Origin of the sequence: Corynebacterium mycetoides, from assembly GCF_900103625.1 — a bacterium.
Lineage (GTDB): Bacteria > Actinomycetota > Actinomycetes > Mycobacteriales > Mycobacteriaceae > Corynebacterium > Corynebacterium mycetoides.
Genome location: NZ_LT629700.1, coordinates 1,335,819 through 1,353,298 on the forward strand (window position 1 = coordinate 1,335,819; position 17,480 = coordinate 1,353,298).

Consider the following 17,480-nt stretch of genomic DNA (forward strand, 5'->3'; position numbering starts at 1 on the left):
CATCCACGCACCGTTGAATACAAGGAGCATTCATGGCTATTGAGGTCATCATCGAGATCCCGAAGGGGTCGCGCAACAAGTACGAGGTCGACCACGAGTCCGGCAAGATCTTCCTCGACCGCTACCTGTTCACCCCGATGGCGTACCCCGCGGACTACGGCTTCATCGACAACACGCTCGCCGACGACGGCGATCCCCTCGACGCCCTCGTGATCACCCCCGAGCCCGTGTTCCCCGGCGTGACCGTGATCGCGCGTCCCATCGGCGTGTTCAGGATGACCGACGAGGCCGGCGGCGACGACAAGCTGCTCTGCGTGCTCGACGATGTCCGCTACGAAACCTTCAAGGACATCGACGACATCGACAACTTCACCAAAGACGAGATCGAGCACTTCTTCGTGCACTACAAGGACCTCGAACCCGGCAAGGAAGTATCCGGCTCGGGCTGGGGCAACCGCGAGGAAGCCGAGCAAATCCTGCAGGCCGCGATCGACCAGTACAAGCAGGTCGGCGACAACTCCCGCGAGGGCCTGGAAGATGAGAAGGAAGCCAAGACCGAGAACTAGTCTCTCCCGCTAGATCCTGCGCCCGGCTGCCGCGTGGCGGCCGGGCGTTGTGCGTGTCGCGGGTGGTGCTTAGCTGGGGTGCTTCGTTGCGCTTGGCGCGTGGCCGGTGCTCAGCTGAGCGTGCGTGTTCGACCGGAAGGTGTTTTTAGGGTGCCAAACGTGCTGTTTTGCCCTTCCGGTCGAACAGGGCCACCGCGGCGCCGGGGAACAGCACGGCTGGGGCACCCGTGTTCGACCGGAACGCGTTTCCGGGGCGCCAAACGCTCCCTTTCAGCCCTTCCGGTCGAACAGGGCCACCGCGGCGCCGGGGAACGGCACGGTTGGAACAACCGTGTTCGACCGGAACGCGTTTCCGGGGCGCCAAACGCTCCCTTTCAGCCCTTCCGGTCGAACAGGGCCACCGTGGTGCCGGGGAGCGGCACGGTTGGAACAACCGTGTTCGACCGGAACGCGTTTCCGGGGCGCCAAACGCTCCCTTTCAGCCCTTCCGGTCGAACAGGGCCGGCGCTACACCAGGAAGCGGCGACCGTAGGCGAAAGCGGCGGCACCGATGACGGAGGCGACAACCAGGGCAAACAGTGCCTTCGCGACGGTGTTGTTGCCGGTTTCGGCGGCGATGCCACGCTCAGTGGCGGCGGCAGCGGCGGCCGCGGCACTGTCGCCGGCAACAGCACCGGCGCCGGTGGCACCCGCCGCTTCTGCACCAGCGTCGGCCTGGGCGGAGTAGCCCACCGGCTGGCCGGCGGCGCGGGCTGCCTCGAGAGCCTGGCGGGCGACTTCGGCGCCGTTGTCGGCGAGCAGCGCCTGCGACGCGGCGGTTTCCTCGGCGCTCGGGGTCTCCTGGACGCGGTCGATGTCTGAGACGTAGGTTTTGCCGTCGGCGTTGAGGTAGTAGGTGGTCTCGGCGATGGTCAGCACGGGCGGCAGGGAGAGCAGGCCGGCGGCGACGGGGTCGTCGGAGGCCGGGTCGACGTGCTCGGGGCCGAAGACATGCTCCTGCTGAACCTCCTGCGTTACCTCGGTTGCGGGGGCGTCCTGGATGGCGGTGGCCCGGGCGTCGGCGGCAGTAGCGGTGGAGGGGGCGACCTCCTCACCTGCGGAGACGAGGCCGGCGAGCGCGGCTCGGGAGACCTCCACGGCCTTCTCGCGGTCCTCGGAGGCGAGGGCGGAAAACTCCACTGAGGCGAGCTCGCGCTCGGGGAGGTAGTGGGTGCCTTCCTGGTTGAGGAAGTATTGGTTGCCGCGCGCGTCGGAGGTGACGGCGGGGTATTCCTGCGCCTGCGCCGCCGGGAAGATGGCGAGGGCGAGGGCACCGGTGAGAGCGGCGGCGAGGAGGTTCGTGCGGTGGCGCTTCATGGTGGTGTCACTCCAGAGTCTCAAGTTTCAATCTCAACTTTAAGCTTTCACCACAAGACTAACAGCATTAACAGGAACAACAAGCGTCAACACGAAATCGTTACCCCACCGACGCCACCACCGCCTCGAACTGCCACCCCACCACGGCGTTGCGCACGGAATCGGACAGCAGCGGCTGGATGCAGCTGATCGTCAGCAGCCGCCCGGGCATCGGCCCCGTCCCCCACACCGCCGGGTCCTGCGCCAGCGCGTCCTTCGTGGGTTCGTGCAGGTCCGTGGCCACGTACTTGAGCCATGCGTCGCCGGAGGTCTCGGTGCGCAAATACAGGGCGTCGCCGAGCTGGACGGTGTGGGCGCCCGCCTGGGCGTCGAAAAGCGAATCGAAGACCCCCGGCAGCCCCGCGCCGGTGTGCCCGGCGATGACCACGAGGTCGCCCGCGTGCGAGCCGGGCAGCTGGTACGGGCGGCCTGGCGCGGTGTACGCGCAGGCCAGGCCCATGGTGGCGGGGTTGAGGGCGCCGTTTTTCACGCGGCAGTCGCCGGGCTCGAACTCCGCGCGCATGCTTATCGACGGCACCTCCAACGCCACCGGACGCCCCTGCGGCACCACCTCCTCCACCGGCGCCACCGGCGTGGGTGCCTCGGGCTCGTCACCGGGCGCGGCGCACATGCCCACGGCCGCGAGCGGGAGCAGCAGGAGCGCCGCCGCGGCGACGCGGCGGCGCATGTAGATGTGCGGCGGATGCACCCTCCTGGCGGTCGTCGACACGTTTCACCTCCCATAAGCCACCTTCAGCGTATTCGACCGCCGCCCGCGAGCCGGGATCCGCGCACGCGGCGTCCGGGCGGCGTGGCGAAAACGTACACTGGCGGGCATGAAAACTGTTCGAGTTACTGAAGTTCCCGAAAACGCTCAGCTCATTGACGTCCGCGAGCCCGACGAGTTTGCCGAGGTCCGCGCCACAGGAGCGGTCAACCTTCCGCTCAGCGATTTCGCCGCGCGGGCAGACGCGATCAACCCCGACGAGGACATCTATGTCATCTGCCGCTCCGGCGGCCGCTCGGCGAAGGCCGCCGAGTATTTGGAGCAGTCCCGCGGCTGGGACAACGTCATCAATGTCGACGGCGGCACGACCGCCTGGGTGGAGGCGGATCTGCCGCACGAGCGCGGGTAGAGAAGCTGGGCCGCGTCCATCGTTTGTCGGCTCAAGGGTAAGTATTTAGGATTAGGCCATGGCCTTTCTCTTCGAGCTCCCCAGCGCCCTGCTCAAATCCCCCTCGTTCCAGATTGAGCGCGTGCGTCGCCACACGAAGGACGAGGTGGAGCGGGCGCTGAGCGACAGGGGCACGACGATGCGCGAGTTCTGGATCCTCACGTGCGTGACCACCCAGCCGTTCTCGCAGACGCAGCTGGCGGAGCTTTTGGCTATCGACGCCTCCGATATGGTGCGCCTTATCGATTCGCTGGAGCGCAATGAATGGGTCAAGCGCGACCGTGATCCGAGCGACCGCCGCCGGCAGATCATCACGCCGACGAAGAAGGGCGTGAAGGCGCATGCCCAGCTTTCGGCCGATGTCGCGGCCGCGGAGGAGCGCGCCCTCGACGTGTCCACAACGAAGCAGCTCAAGAGTCTGAAGAAGCTGTCCAAGGCCATCTTGCTCGGCGATTCCACGGAAACTACTGGGTAAAAACCAACGAATTTGGTCTATGGGGGCCGCCAACTATCCTTGGCTTCCATGAACGACAAGCTGCTCCGCGCCCACGCGGCGCCCGAACCGCGCACGCTTATCGATATCCTCCGCGCCACCGCCGAGGCCCACCCCGGTGCCGCCGCTATCGACGACGGCTCCGGCGACGTGCTCACCTACTCCGAGCTCATCGACCAGGTCTCGGCGCTCGCCGGGGAGCTGCACCGCCACGGGATTCGCCGCGGCGACAGGATCGGCGTGCGGATGACGTCGGGAAGCCGCGACCTCTACCTCGCAATCCTGGCCACCATGTGGGCGGGCTGCGCGTACGTGCCCGTCGACGCGGACGACCCCGAGGAGCGCGCCGCGCTGGTCTTCGGCGAGGCCGGCATCCACGGCCTCTTCTCCGACGATGGCTTCCGCGCGCTCGCCCCCGCCCACCCCGGCGACACCGAGCTGCCGCAGCTTGACGACGACTGCTGGATCATCTTCACCTCCGGCTCCACCGGCACGCCGAAGGGGGTGGCGGTGACGCACCGGTCCGCGGCCGCGTTCGTGGACGCCGAGGCGCGCCTGTTCTGCCAGGACTCCCCCCTCGGCCCCGACGACCGGGTGCTCGCCGGGCTTTCCGTGGCCTTCGACGCCTCCTGCGAGGAGATGTGGTTGGCCTGGGGGCACGGCGCGTGCCTCGTGCCGGCGCCGCGCTCGCTGGTGCGCTCCGGCCAGGACTTGGGGCCGTGGCTGATCCGCCGCGACATCACGGTCGTGTCCACCGTGCCCACGCTCGCCGGACTCTGGCCCGCGGAGGCGCTCGACAACGTGCGGCTGCTCATCGTCGGCGGCGAGGCCTGCTCCCAGGAGCTCGTGGAGCGCCTCGCCACGGGCGAGCGCGAAATGTGGAACACGTACGGGCCCACGGAGGCGACCGTGGTGGCCTCCGCGACGAGGCTGGAGCCCGGCAAGCCCGTGACCATCGGCTGGGCGCTCGACGGCTGGGACCTCTACGTCGACGACGACGGGGAGCTGATCATCGGCGGGGTCGGCCTGGCGCGCTACCTCGACCCGGTAAAAGACGCCGAGAAGTACGCCCCAGTGCCCGGCCTCGACTGGGATCGCGCCTACCGCACCGGCGACAACGTCCGCCTCACCGACGACGGTCTGGCCTTTATCGGCCGCGCCGACGACCAGGTCAAGATCGGCGGGCGCCGCATCGAGCTCGGCGAGGTCGAGGCCAACGTCGCCGCGCTGCCCGGGGTGTACAACTCCGCCGTGGCTGTGCAGACCACCGGCGCCGGCGACAAGGTGCTCGTCGGCTACCTCTCACCAGAGCAGGGCACGGATCTCGACGTCGCCGAGTTGCGCGAGCGCCTCGCCGAGGTCATGCCCGCCGCGCTCGTCCCGCGCCTGCACGTCATGGAGGAGCTGCCGATTCGCACCTCCGGCAAGGTGGACAAGAAAGCCCTGCCCTGGCCGCTGCCCGCCTCCGTGGAGGTCGCCGGGATGACGCCGACGGAGTCGTGGCTCGCCGAGGTGTGGCTCGACGTCCTTGGTCTGCCGGCCGAGTCGCGCGACGCGGACTTCTTCGAACTCGGCGGCTCCTCGCTCGCGGCGGCATCGCTGGTGGCGCGCCTGCGTGAGCGCGTGCCGACGATCGCCGTGCGCGATCTCTACGACCACCCCCGCCTCGAAGCCCTCGCGGGTGTCATCGACGCCCACGGCGTTGCCGCAGAAGTGGTCACGCGCGATGTCGCCCCGGTCGGGCGCGCCACGCGGGTGGCGCAGACTCTGATCCAGGTCCCGGTGATGACACTGCACGCCGCGACCTTTGTCACGTGGTGGGCGATCATCGCCACCGCGCTGGGCTGGGTGTCGCTGAACTGGGTCGCGCTCGCGGTGCTGTTCGTGGTGGTGTGCACCCCGCTGGGGCGCCTTCCCCTCGCAGCGCTCGGTGCGCGCGCGATCCGCGGGCGGCTACAACCCGGCAACTACCCGCGCGGTGGGCGGGTTCACGTGCGCCTGTGGGCGGCCGAGCGCTGGGTCGCAGCAACCGGTGCGCTGAATATTTCGGGCTCGACGTGGGTGGCGTACTTCGCGCGGCTGCTCGGGGCGCAGGTCGGGCGCGGCGTGGACCTGCACACGGTGCCGCCCGTGACCGGCCTTCTCACCCTGGGCGACAATGCCGCCATCGAGCCCGAGGTGGATCTGAACGGATACTGGCTCGACGGTGACATCCTGCGCGTTGGGACCGTCACCATCGGCAAAGACGCGCGCGTTGGGGCCCGCTCCACCCTACTGCCCGGTGCGGACATCCACGCCGGCGCGCACATCGAACCCGGCTCCACCGTGACCGGCGATAAGCCGGTGAAGAAGGGTGCGCGCTGGGCCGGGTCCCCCGCCCGCAAGGTGGGCCGCTCGAAACAGCGCTTCCCCGACTACCACCCGCCGCGACGCCGCTACTGGGCGTGGCTGTACGGGGCAACCGCGCTGCTCTTAGCCGCCGTTCCGGTCGCCTCCGCGCTGGCCGGCGTGGCGGCCGTGGTGGGACTGATCCGGCTCACCGCCGGCAGCCCGTACGTCGGTGCGCTGCTGTTCGCCCCCGTCGGCGCGCTTGTCTACCTCGCGCTGTACGCGGCTCTAACGTGGGCCGGGGTGCGTCTGTGCTCGCTGGGTCTGCGACCCGGCGTGACACCTGTGCGCTCCGCGCAGGGCTGGAGACTATGGACCATCACGCGCCTGCTTGACGACGCCCGCACGCGCTTCTTCCCCGTCTACGCCGGCGGTCTCACCCCGGCCTGGCTGCGCTCTCTCGGCGCCACCGTCGGCAATGACGTGGAAGTTTCCACCGCGGTGATGATTCCGAAGTTGACCACCATCAAGGATGGCGCATTCCTAGCCGACGACACCCTCGTGGGCACCTACGAGCTCGGCCACGGCTGGATGCGCACCGGCGAGACCACGATTGGCAAACGTGCCTTCGTGGGCAACTCCGGCATCACCCAACCGGGCCGCAAGCTGGCCAAGAACTCCCTCGTGGCGGTGTTGTCGTCGACGCCGAAGAAGTCCAAATCCGGCTCGAACTGGTGGGGCTCCCCGCCCGAGCGGATGCGCAGGGTTGAAGTCACGGCTCTGGGTGGGGAAGCGCTGACGTACCGGCCGTCGGCAAGCATCAAGCGCAAGCGCGGTGCGGTGGAGACGCTGCGGCTGCTCGCACCCATGGGACATGCCGTGCTGGCCGCCGCGTTCATCGGGCTTGTTCATCTTGCTCTGACACAGTGGGGGTGGTGGGCCTACGCCGTCGGCGGGCTGGCGTTCATGGCCGTCGGCGTGCTGGCCGTCGCCATGACGGTGCTGGCCAAGTGGGTGTGCGTGGGCCGCCACGCGCCCGGCGAGCACCCGCTGTACAGCTGGTTCGTGTGGCTCAACGAACTGCAAGACCAGTTCGTGGAGATGGTCGCCGCGCCCTGGTTCTTCACCCACGCCTACGGCACGGGCGAGATGAACCTCGCTCTGCGCGCCCTGGGTGTGCGCGTCGGCCGCGGCGCGTGGATCGACTCTTACTGGTTCCCGGAGACGGACCTGTGCTCCGTCGGTGCGGGCGCGACCGTCGGACCCGGAACCGTGGTGCAGACGCACCTGTTCCAGGACCGCGTGATGTCGCTGGACACGGTTACCATCGGGCGCGGCGCCACTCTCGCGGCGCACTCCGTCGCCCTGCCGGCCGCCGTGATCGGCGACGGCGCGACGGTGTGGCCGGGATCGCTGATGATGCGCGGCGACCAGGTGCCGGGCTCGACCGTGTGGCAGGGCAACCCGATCGAACCTAGGTAGGCGCAGTCAGATGTCACGGCGAAGCATTTCCTCACCGTGACCACCTGGGAGAACGCAGCAGCAAATTACTTTACTGTGACATCTCAGCCGGGTCGGTGTGTTCTGCCGCTGCAGCCCGCCGCCGACGCCGCCGCGCCGCCAGCGCCCGCCACAGAATGAGCAGGAGCACGATCGACACCAGCGCGACCACGGCAATCATCCACCACGACCAGGCCCACCCTGACACGGACGGTTCAGGCGCGTCCGTGTCTAGAGGCACACGCTCCGCGTGCACCAACAACCGGTCGGTGTTCAGGCCGTAGGGAGTGCAAGTGATCAGGGTGATTTTATCCTTGCCGGGCTCGTACGTGACGTGGTCGTAATCCTCCGGCTTGACCACCTCGCGCCCCGTCATTTGATAACGCAGCCGCTCGCCCATGACGTCGATGTAGATGTCCTCGCCCTCTTTGAGCATGGGCAGCTGGTCGAACATCGCGGCGTTGACCATGCCGGTATGCGCGGAAATAACCGCGTTGGTGCCGTCCCCGCCCACGGGCAGGGTTGAACCGTACATGTGGCCGGCACCGTCGTAGAGCACCTTCGGCGCGGTGGTGTGGAAGACGGGGAGGTCGACGCTGATGTCGGGGATGCGGATACGAGCGATGACCGCGAAGTTTTCCGGCAGCGTGAGCTGGTTGATGTAGTAATCGAAACCGTCGTCGGTGGGCACGGGCGGACGCGCATGCGGGCCCGTTTCCAGCAGCCAGGCGTTGTATTCGTGGGCGAGGCGCAGCTGCTCGGCCTTGTCTTCGTCGCTAAGCGATTCCACAGCGCCCGAGTACACCTCGTTTTGGCGGATGAGCTTGTAGTGGTTCGACAGCGTCGACACCACCGGGTACAGCAGGAGCAGCGCCCCGATGATCAGGACGATGAGCGAGACCACGTTGCCCCGTTGATTTTTCTTCTTCGGGGCGGCGTGCCTGGCGGGTGGTGCGGCGAGAGCGGTTCCCACTTAGGCGGCCTGGTCTTCCTCGTTCTTGCGGCAGCGCAGGATGATGCCCACGAGGATCAGCAGCAGGGCAATCCCTGTGAGGCCGATAACTCCCGCGCCTGTCGACGCCAGACCGGAGCGCTGCCCGGGAACGCCGGAGGAGTCCCTTCCGTCACCCGGCTGGCTGGGGTGCCCCGGCTGCCCAGGCTGGACGTGACCTCCGGACGCGTTCGCGCCCGACGATCCCAACCCAGGCGCACCGGCGGAACCGGTTCCGCCGATGGAGGTGTCGCCAGAGTCCGTCCCCCCGTCCGTTGACGGGTCGCACGCCTTGCGGCTCACCACGTTGACGTGGCTGGTGTTGGACACCTCCACGGCGGTGCGCTGGGCATCCATGCCGTCCGTGCGCAGCGTCGCGGTGGTCTCCAGCGTGCCCAGCACCTCGCCGCGCGCGACCGTTCCCCACGGGCCGGTCATGTTGGTCAGGGCGGGCACGCTGACCTCGAGGCGCGCGCGTGGGTCGACCACCCGTGCCGCGGCAAGTGCCGTCAGAGCGGGCGCGGTGAGGGTGAACGTGGCGCTATCGTTGCCCTGCACGTCCACGGTGTAGTCGCTGCCCTCGCGCAGCGCGGTCTCCTTCCCCGCGCCGACGAGCGTCAGCGTGGGGCGGGTGAGTTTGACCACCGTGGTGGTCTCGCGGGTGTCCGGGATGAGTGTCTTCCACCACGGGGCGCGCGCCTCGAGGGTGATGGTCTCCCCCGCCGCCTCGAACTGGAGGGGCCCAATGCCCGCCGCGGCTGCGCGCACGACAACGGGCTGCGCCTCCCATTTCACCGTGTGCCCCGGGGAGAATTCGAAGGTCACCTCGTATGTCGAGATGGTCCCGTCGGTGCTCGGGTTGGGCACATTGAACGCATAGTCGTACTCGACGTACTTGCCGGGCGCCGAGGCGTCCAGCCAGCGCGGCGTTGTGCATGCCGTCAGCGGGTTGGACGCGGCACCGAGCACCTGTGCCTTCGGGGCGACTGTGCGCGACATCGCCCCGGGCACCAGAACGGCAACGGCGGGCGAGTACGAAACCCGCGCGTCGTGCGTGCCGGGGCTATCCAGAACTTCGACAAGGTAGGCGCCCGGTGCGATGCCCGTGAGCTGTGCTTTTCCGTCTGAGGTGGTAGTGCGCGCGACCTCGGGGAATGTGACCCCGTCGCGGACGAGCAGGGGGATGTCGAGCGCATTCAGCTGCTCTTGCCCGGCGCTCGTGGTGGGGTCGATACCCGGAATTCGGCGCACCACCACGTCGCGGTCGCCGATCTCGGCGAACCAGTCCGCCCCCACTGACTCCACGAGATTGACGGTGATCGTCCCGGTCTCCTGCGCGTACGCCGCAGGCGTGAGAGCGGGAAGCGTCGCCGCCGGGGCAAGCGCAACGAGCGCCGCTGCCGCGACTGTGCACAGCAGTCCACCGCGTGGAGTCATGTGGGGCGTCCTTTCCTTGTGGTCGACCTGCTAGGCGTTCTTGCGACGCAGCTGGTAAGCGGCGCCGCCGGCGAACAGCACGAGGCCGAGGGCCAGCAGGGCGAGCATGGTGGTCTCACCGGTGGCGGGCAAGCGGCCGAAGAGGTTGTCCTTCACGTTGTTGACGGTGGCGGTGTAGACGGGGCGGCCGTCAGCGTTCGGGGTGCTGAGGTTCAGCGGGGTCGGGTCCGGGTTGATCAGGTACCCGGCCGGAGCTTTCGTCTCCACGGCGCAGTAGTCCTGCTCGCGGGTGAACTGCATGCCGTACCCGGTTGCGATGGCGGCTTGACCGGTGGCAACGGTAGCGATCGGGCCGGTAACCTTCTGGGTTCCCTCCGGGTTGGTGCTCACCAGCGGGGTGGAGTCCGCATCGATGGTGTAGCGGCCGTTGCCGTCGGCTGTGCAGGCAACCACGTTGAACTCAGCGCCTGCAGCGTCGGCAGAGTCGGCGCCGTCGAGAGTCTTGGTGATGGCAACGTTGACGTACTGCGTCGAAGTTGCGCCGTTGTCACCGTTTTGCTGAGTCGGATCTTCCGGAGTGGTCTTGATCGGGTCTTCCGCGTTCGGGATGTAGACATTGGCCTCATTGCGCAGCTCACCGTTTGCCGGGATCTGCAGAACAGTGGCATCGAAGACGACCTGTGCTGTCAGGCCCGGATTGGTGGCACGCAGCTCTGCGAGCTTCGCCCGGCCAGCCTCGGTGAAGTCAACAATCAGGGTGTTGTTCGCACCGGGCGTCACGGTGTAGTCGGCGGGCGCGAGGGTAGCGCCGCCGGCGTTGAGCAGGGTGACCTCCGCAGAATCCGCCACGTAGGCCAGTTCGGCCATGAGGGGGTCCTCGATCCGGAACTGGCTGATGGAGCGGGTGCCGTCACGGAAGGCATCGCCCACCGGCACCGGTGCCTTGATGGTGTAGGTGATCGCGTCACCCACGCCGACGTTGGTGTCATCGGCAGCCTTAGTGGGGTTGAGCTCCTGGTTCTTCGGGGAGATCGTCGGGTTGTAGTTGATGGTTCCGCCAGACTCGGTCAGCGGAAGGGTGACGTAGAACGGAGCTGCCACGGTGTAGTTGCCGTTCTGCACCTCGGTGACGCGGTAGAGGCCGACCGGCAGGTTCGCGGTGCCCTGGCCGGATACTGCATCGGTGGTGATGGTGGTGGTGGACGCGACGGTCGGAGTCTGGGTGCCGGCAATGATGGCCTGCACCTCGTCCCAACCGGCGGCGGTGTCGAGGTTGTTGGTCAGATTGATGCGCTCAACGGTGAAGTCAAAGGTCTCGGTGGCTGTCGGCGCAGCGGGACCGACCTCACCGATACGCTTGTCAATGGTCAACGATGCGGGGGCGGCGATGTCGACACCAGCGGCAGCAGTTGCCGCCACCTGCGCGGTTGCCGGGGCGAGGGCGAGCGGTGTTGCGGTGGCGAAGGCGGCCGCAGCCACAATCGCGAGGGTCTTCTGGGACATGTGAGACATGATGTTTTCCTTTTCTCGGAGAGGTTTTTTGGGGGGGTGGTTGTGCAGCGGTGCTCTATGTCATGCCGAACAGCCGTTTCATGTAGCGCGCGACCTTACCTTGCTTCAACGCTCTCACCTGCCTCAATTTCGGCATCGTCGCGGCGGAGGTAGCGCCAGGCACCGACTCCGAAAAGCAGCAGCCCGAGCACGAGCAACCAGACAAGGGTTTGCACACCGGTGTCCGGGAGCATCGCTCCGATCAGGCCGCTCATCCGGAAGGCCCCGTACCCGTCGGTGGCGGTAAAGGTCTGCCCGTTGGAGGTGGCGTGGACCTCAACATCGCCGAAGTAGGAGTAGTTGGCGTTGCGCGGTTGATCGGAGATATCGACATTGATGGTGCATGTGACGCTCTCACCCGGGGCGAGGATGCGGCCGGCAGCGAGCGCCGGGCACACCTCAGCGGTGAGCACCCCATCTGCACCGACAACCGCGCTGGCACCGGTCGCGGAGCTAATGGTGCGCCCGGCCAGCGACGAATCAACCACCTGAGCCAGCTCTGCATCGAACACACCGGTGTTTTCCACGGTGTAGGTGATTTCCATCGTCTCGGCAGCATCACCCAAAATCGCGCGGTCGAAAACGCCAGTCACCACACTGATTGGCGTGCCGGGAATGCGCTTGGTTACTTCGAGACCGGGGAATCGGTTCAGTGCTGTGACGGACCACTGATCACCTGCGGTGGATGTGTCCTCCCCGGATGTTGGGAGAGCAACGAAGCTAACCTGCCGGGATGCACCTCCTGCCGCAGGTTCAGTGGTGTCCTTGGTTAATGAGCCGACCTGGGCGATTGTGAAAACGGAATCCACATCGGGGTGTGCGTCATCAGTTTCGATGACGGTGCAGTCCTGGTTGACGGGTATGTCTTTGATGATGTGGGTGCCGCCGGGTTTGAGAGTGAAGGTTTCACCGCCTGGGCTGCAGGATTGAGTGAAGGTGAAGGTGGGTGCGTTGGCGGCGTTGCCTTCGGACAGTTTGCTAAACGCGACGTCGTAAAGCGCGCGCGTATGCGTAATTTCCGTGCCGACAGTGACCACTGGGCTGTCGCTCGGGGCGTCGCCGGGCACTGCAAAGGTGGTTTCCTCGCTGGTAGCGGGAGAAAGTGCCCGGGCGATAAAGCCGAGCGGATGTGGTGCGCCCACATAAGTGTCGCCCTCCCACTGGGCAAAGCGCACGGTCGGGCGGCGGTCACCGTTGACAACTTCCACTTCTCCGCGGGCGGCCAGGGCCGGGCTTGCAGAAAAGTCGACGGTGCACTCGAGGCCGACGGGAACATCGACGAGATCGCCGGTGCTCGGCGCCGGACCGTTTGTGTTCAACGTTCCGCTCGGGACGCTGTCGAGGGCGTACGTCCGCGTGAAGGTGTAGTCCCCGCAGGCGAACTGGGCGGTGTAACCGGCGGGGCTTGCGCCGACGAGGTAGCCGGTGTGCAGCAGTGCCAGGCGCACCGGGGCCATGCGGCGTTCCACGGTGTTGGTGAAGGCGAACTCCGCGGCTTCGCTCACGCCTGGCAGGGGTGCTCGGCCAGACACGCTACCCGGCTCGGCGGTGGCGGTGAGCTCGACGGGAAGCGCGGTCGGGTCGGTCTCGGTTACCTCGCACAGCGCCCCAGCCGGTATTTCAGCCGCAGCCGAAGTGTAGGTCCACTGCTCTCCGGTGGTGTCAAAGTCACTCTTCGCCAGTGACGTCGGCAGCACGTTGGTGCTGCTATACCCGATGGCCTCGCATCGCATGGTGAAGTTGAAGCGCGTCTCATCGGTTATCAGGTCGAGGTCCTTGGCCTGACCGGTCACCCGCTTGCTCAGCGCAACAGGGGCCATTTCATAGGCGTAGCGCTGGTTAAACGCGAACTGGTTTGCGGCGTCGGTGCCCCCGTTGGCAATGATGCCGGGCGAGGTGGTTTCGGCCGCATCTGTCTGCGCGATTGCCGCATTGGCGCCGACGGCCCACTCCGCGTCCTCGGGACGCAGGTATGCCCGCAGCTCACCGAGGCTGAGCTCGACCGGGCCGCGCGCCCCTGCCGTGACCTCACAGTGGGCGCCGACGGGTACCCCGGCAAATGTCGCCGTTTCGTCTGCTGGCACGGTGCGCGCCTGGCGGTAGACCTCGCTCCCAGCGTCCGCTTCCGCGTCACGGCAGGCAAGAGTGAAGGGCACTGCGCTTATCGACGCCCCAATTACGCCGCCCCCAGCTTCAAACTGTTCCCGCACAGCAGGTGGCAGATCAATGGAATTGCTCAGGGTGGCTGTGGTGGAGCTGCGGGAGAACACATTGGTCACTGCTGTCTCATTGCCGCTTGCGCCGACGGTGAAGGTGGCCGGGCCGTCCACGACGGCTGCTGCGCCTCCGGCGGCGATGCGGGTCGAGTGGGTGATCCCGCCCGTGGGCGGAAGGAGATTTTCGGAGACGGTGCATTCCGAACCCTGGGTGACGCCTGGAAGGTTGACGCTGCCGCCGTCGGTGACGGTGCCGGTCACGGTTGTTCCCTGCGTGCCGTCTGGGGCGTGGCACACTACGGCGACGGTGAAGTCGCCGGCCGAGATTGCGTCTCGTCGCGTCGGTGAGATGAGGCGCTGGCCGTCGGCGTCGAACTCCACACGCTTGGTAGCCCTCACGTCTGCCTGCAGGTAGGCGTAGGTTGCGCTGACGTTGAGCACGGACTTCTCACCGATCGTGAACTCCACACCGAAGTCGATGGCGGAAGGGTCGGTGGAGCTCAGTGCAACGACTCTGTCGATGGTGTAGGTGTGTCCGGAAAAGTTGGTGCGCTGCAACGAGTCCGGGGTGGCCTCGGTGATGGTGCAGGTGCTGCCCAGCGGGAGCTTGTCAGCTGGCAAGTGGAACTGCTCCGCATTGCTCAGGGAGAACTCTTCGGTGATGAAGGTCGGGATGGCAACGATCGCCTCGGTCGCTGTGCCGGCGGCGGCATCGGCGATCTGCGCTGCGGCGAGCGTGGCCGGCTGCGGTGCAACTTCGCAGGTCAAGCTGTAGTTCATGCCCCCTGCGGGAATGAGGCTGGCCACACCGTCGAGGCTTTGCGTAACGGTCAGGCCGTCGCCCGCGGAAGCGAAGGTGTTGGTGACGGTACGTGTCGTCACCGGCTGCGAGACGGTGAAGGTGGCATCTGCAACATTGGTGGACATGCGGACACTTTGGGTCAGTTGCGGCTGGTCCTCACTGAAAGAGCAGCTGTTACCGTAAGGCACACCCATGACACCACCCTGATCATTGGCGGCGGGATTGTCTGCGCGTAATGCTGCGGTCGACCCGCCGAGAATCTCGGCGGAACCGGACAGATCGATTACGCTCCCGCCGATGGTGCGGGTGCCACAGTTGAAGCGGATGGTGAAGGAGTTTGGAATCACTGCGGTGGTGGTGCTGGTGACCACCTTGGACACCGACACGGTGCCGAGCCGGGGGTTGTAGGTGTTGGTCAAGGTGATGATGTGCTGCTCTTGGCCGGGTGTCGCCCACACCGTGAGGATTGGCGTTGTCTGAGCAGCCGCGTTGTCCACTACCGTCTGGCGCCCGCCGGCGTCAGTGGACTGCAGCTTCGCGCCGGCGAACAAGGTATTCGCCGTGTCGCCTGGCGTGTTCTCCCACACGTTGCAGTTTGAGCCAACCGGAATCGCGGTGATGGCGGCTTCGGAGCCGCTTCCGCCGAGGCTCTTCGTGCCGGTGAAAACCTTGCCGGAGGGCGCGGTGCACCGGTAATTCACGGTGTAGGAAGGATTGCTTAGGTCGGGGCTTGTGGCGGCGGGACCGTCGATATGCTTGCGAACTGCGATGTCTCGGGTGTTGTAGACGTATGTGGTGCGGATGCTCATCAAACCGGTCACGCCCTGGGTGTCCGGCAGGGAAAAATGGTAGGTGTTCGGCGCGGCCGCGTCCGGTTGGACAGTCTGGCCGCCGAAGGTCACCGTGCGGTTATCCACCCGGATTTGGCCGGACTGCACCTGCGGCAACTCAGTCAGCGGGCGGATGGTGCAATCCTGGGCAACGGGGACATCGGTGATGTCTGCGGTTCCCGCCACCACCGTTGCCGTTCGCGTGGTGTTGAGGGTGACTACTTTGCGGCCGAGATTCGATGCGACGCAGATGAGCTCCACATCGAAGGCGCTGAGGTTGACACCGTCTGCGATTGGCTCGCCGAGCAGCTCAGTGCTCAGGCGCAGAGTGCCGGAGCGGTAGTCATAGCGGTTGGTGGCGTACGCCGGATTTGTCGCACCGAGGGTGACCGAGTAAGTGTTCACTCCCCCGTTCGGTGCTGCTGGAGCGGTGGTGGAAGCGGAATTCCACTGCAGGTCGTGGCTCACGCCGGCAGGTGGTGTTGAGGTAGTGCGTGACTCTGTCACAGTGCATTGCGCGCCCCGGGGCAGGTTCGGTGCTGTCTGGGTTGCGCCGTGGGCAAGCGTAACTGTGTTCTGGAGTTTCACGCCAGGGTAGGCATTGGTGAACAGCGGGCTGCCTGGACCGGTTCCGGGCACATCCGCGCAGGCATAGGTGATGTCGAAGGTGCGGCCCTGGACGTCGCGGAAGTTCGCGGCGGATCCTGTCACCGTCTTCTTCAGCTCAATCGCAGCGGGCTGGAAGCGCGATTCCCACCTGACGGCGCAGTTGACCGCACGGTTCTGGGCGGCGGCGACGCGAACTTCTGAAGTACCGGCTGCTTTGTCGTTGGCCAGTACGAAGCCAGCCGGTGCGGCAACCCCCTCGCGGATGGTGAAGGATTCCGGGGTTCCGGCGGTGTTGGTAAGGGTGCACGACCACACCGGATCGTAGCGGTTGAATGCCTGCCCGTCGGCCGTGTTGGCGGTGGAACGGAAGGCGTAGGAATCCTGGGGCACAGCGCCGGCTCCGATGCGCCGCACCACCGGAGTTGTCGTGTTCGGGGAGACCGGGATTTCAGAGTAGATCCCGTTGTCGAGCTGGAAAGCCTGGTAATTAGCTGTTGATGCCGTACCGGTGGCAGCGTTTTCGAAGGCGGAATCGACCGTGGCGAGCTGGTTGGCGGAACCGAAGGTGACACGGCCGATGGCGATACCGAGGGCAACACCCTGGGCACCCCTGTTATCGGTTCCCATGCTGATTTCGAGAGAACCCGGGTTGTCCGCGCCGACAACGAAAGTACCGTAGGTGCCGGATGAGCGGGTGTAGCAGACGAAGTCCCTGACTCGCCCGCCGGCATTCTTCCATTCAGATCGCGCGGGTTCAGTAGCTGGCCCGAAGATGGCGTCCGTGCGGGTACACGCGGGATAGGAACCGGACGGCGTGACCCTACCTAAGATGTCGACCCCGCCGTTGCCGCTTTCCACACTGATGATCTCACCCGGCGTTCCGGCGCCGGTCGATTCTGCATCGGCCACCAGGAGGCGCAGATTAGACACCGTTCTCCCCGACGGGTCCGTCAGCGCGACGTTGCTCAGAGTAATGCGGGCGCTGGGGTTGGGTTGGCTGGTGTAGTTCATCTGCAGCACGTCTTGGACGGTGGCATTCGGGTTGCGTTCGAAGAATCCGGTGCCCGCCTTACCGAACGCTGCCAGGTTCCATCCCGGATTTGTCAGGGTGGACAGGGCACCGTCGGTGGCGACATTAACGTTGAACGTGAGGGTGTACCCGCCGATCTTCTTGGTCACCGTCCCGTTAGCGGTCAGACCTTTGGCATCAATCCAGCAGATTTGGTTTGCCCATGCCTCCGCCGTTCCGGTGCCGATGCGCATCGCGCAGTCGCCGAAGTTAAGGCTGTCCTGGGTAGTTGTTTGCGCCTGGGCTTGAGGTGCGTTTCCGGGCACTGCGATGATGCTCAGCGCGATGAGCAAGGCAGCGAAGACCGCGCCGACACGGCGAATGCGCAGCATGAACAAGCGAGACACGGAGGGTGACATAAACGAGGTGAGCCTTCCAAGACACAGTGACCCGAGGCGAAATATTCTCGCCTTGAGAAAGATGCTGATCCCCCTAAGCTGAAAGGCTCACGTCCGACAGCATTCCTGGAGACAATTTTGGCAGGCTATTTTAAGGTTGTCAACGTTCGCCCAGATAGT

10 protein-coding genes are annotated in these 17,480 nt (G+C 66.3%); 4 read left to right on the plus strand and 6 right to left on the minus strand.

The features are described 5' to 3' along the window. Window positions 1-32: 32 nt before the first annotated feature. Complete coding sequence (locus BLS40_RS06455) at window positions 33-566, plus strand: inorganic diphosphatase (RefSeq protein ID WP_092150262.1); 534 nt, start codon at window positions 33-35, stop codon at window positions 564-566. Window positions 567-1,073: 507 nt separating this feature from the next. On the opposite strand, the gene BLS40_RS06460 is transcribed toward BLS40_RS06455, so the two are convergent. Then, on the minus strand, window positions 1,074-1,946 hold the full coding sequence (locus BLS40_RS06460; protein WP_157672447.1) for a hypothetical protein: 873 nt from the start codon (window positions 1,944-1,946) through the stop codon (window positions 1,074-1,076). 76 nt (window positions 1,947-2,022) lie between these two features. Continuing rightward, entirely contained in the window at window positions 2,023-2,691 is a 669-nt protein-coding gene (locus BLS40_RS06465; RefSeq protein ID WP_157672448.1) for a sortase family protein, read from the minus strand. Between the two features lie 106 nt (window positions 2,692-2,797). On the opposite strand from BLS40_RS06465, the gene BLS40_RS06470 reads away from it, so the two are divergent. Genes BLS40_RS06470 through BLS40_RS06480 form a run of 3 tightly spaced genes read left to right on the plus strand, consistent with a single transcriptional unit; the run spans window position 2,798 to window position 7,439 of the window. Then, complete coding sequence (locus BLS40_RS06470) at window positions 2,798-3,097, plus strand: rhodanese-like domain-containing protein (protein WP_092150271.1); 300 nt, start codon at window positions 2,798-2,800, stop codon at window positions 3,095-3,097. 58 nt (window positions 3,098-3,155) lie between these two features. Further along, on the plus strand, window positions 3,156-3,611 hold the full coding sequence (locus BLS40_RS06475) for a MarR family winged helix-turn-helix transcriptional regulator (RefSeq protein WP_092150274.1): 456 nt from the start codon (window positions 3,156-3,158) through the stop codon (window positions 3,609-3,611). A 48-nt stretch (window positions 3,612-3,659) separates the two neighbouring features. Then, window positions 3,660-7,439 (plus strand): Pls/PosA family non-ribosomal peptide synthetase, encoded by a 3,780-nt coding sequence (locus BLS40_RS06480; RefSeq protein ID WP_092152210.1) that lies wholly within the window; start codon window positions 3,660-3,662, stop codon window positions 7,437-7,439. A 70-nt stretch (window positions 7,440-7,509) separates the two neighbouring features. On the opposite strand, the gene BLS40_RS06485 is transcribed toward BLS40_RS06480, so the two are convergent. The 4 genes from BLS40_RS06485 to BLS40_RS06500 form a co-directional block, all read right to left on the minus strand. Then, entirely contained in the window at window positions 7,510-8,430 is a 921-nt protein-coding gene (locus BLS40_RS06485; protein ID WP_092150277.1) for a class C sortase, read from the minus strand. Next, window positions 8,431-9,885 carry a hypothetical protein gene (locus tag BLS40_RS06490; protein ID WP_092150280.1) on the minus strand — a complete coding sequence of 485 codons (1,455 nt, stop codon included), beginning with the start codon at window positions 9,883-9,885 and terminating at the stop codon, window positions 8,431-8,433. A 30-nt stretch (window positions 9,886-9,915) separates the two neighbouring features. Further along, complete coding sequence (locus tag BLS40_RS06495) at window positions 9,916-11,397, minus strand: SpaH/EbpB family LPXTG-anchored major pilin (RefSeq protein WP_092152211.1); 1,482 nt, start codon at window positions 11,395-11,397, stop codon at window positions 9,916-9,918. 95 nt (window positions 11,398-11,492) lie between these two features. Then, window positions 11,493-17,294, minus strand: a complete 5,802-nt coding sequence (locus tag BLS40_RS06500; protein ID WP_231908550.1) for a DUF5979 domain-containing protein — start codon at window positions 17,292-17,294, stop codon at window positions 11,493-11,495. Window positions 17,295-17,480: the final 186 nt, after the last annotated feature.

Bases quoted from the DNA above. Each gene is read 5' to 3' on its own strand.
- BLS40_RS06500 (WP_231908550.1), bottom strand. From the start codon at position 17,294: ATGCTGCGCATTCGCCGTGTCGGCGCGGTCTTCGCTGCCTTGCTCATC.
- BLS40_RS06490 (WP_092150280.1), bottom strand. From the start codon at position 9,885: ATGACTCCACGCGGTGGACTGCTGTGCACAGTCGCGGCAGCGGCGCTC.
- BLS40_RS06480 (WP_092152210.1), top strand. From the start codon at position 3,660: ATGAACGACAAGCTGCTCCGCGCCCACGCGGCGCCCGAACCGCGCACG.
- BLS40_RS06455 (WP_092150262.1), top strand. From the start codon at position 33: ATGGCTATTGAGGTCATCATCGAGATCCCGAAGGGGTCGCGCAACAAG.
- BLS40_RS06475 (WP_092150274.1), top strand. From the start codon at position 3,156: ATGGCCTTTCTCTTCGAGCTCCCCAGCGCCCTGCTCAAATCCCCCTCG.
- BLS40_RS06495 (WP_092152211.1), bottom strand. From the start codon at position 11,397: ATGTCTCACATGTCCCAGAAGACCCTCGCGATTGTGGCTGCGGCCGCC.
- BLS40_RS06470 (WP_092150271.1), top strand. From the start codon at position 2,798: ATGAAAACTGTTCGAGTTACTGAAGTTCCCGAAAACGCTCAGCTCATT.